Origin of the sequence: Streptococcus mitis, from assembly GCF_946188375.1 — a bacterium.
In the GTDB taxonomy this organism is placed as follows: domain Bacteria; phylum Bacillota; class Bacilli; order Lactobacillales; family Streptococcaceae; genus Streptococcus; species Streptococcus mitis_CX.
Map to the genome: position 1 here is coordinate 1 of NZ_CAMHUS010000064.1, position 274 is coordinate 274.

1 protein-coding gene is annotated in these 274 nt (G+C 59.5%); it reads left to right on the top strand.

Annotated features, from left to right (window positions below; genetic code table 11):
• The coding region (locus N8M16_RS10075) for an FAD-binding protein (RefSeq protein WP_261070154.1) at positions 1-274 on the top strand (274 nt) is incomplete at both ends.

Sequence of the window (274 nt, forward strand, 5' to 3'; positions counted from 1 at the left end):
GCAGTGGTTGATTGACCAAGGGGTCTTGTTCGACACCGAAGTCAACGCTCAGGGCGAAGAGCATTACCACCTGACGCGGGAGGGGGGGCACAGCCACCGCCGTATCCTGCTTGCCGCTGATGCTACAGGTAAAGAAGTAGAGACCACACTGGTAGGGAAAGCAAGCGCCCACCCCAATATTTGCGTGATGGAACGCCGCAATGCGGTCGATCTGATCACCTCCAACAAAATCGGCCTGCCGGGCACCCGCAGAGTCGTCGGCGCCTACGTCTGG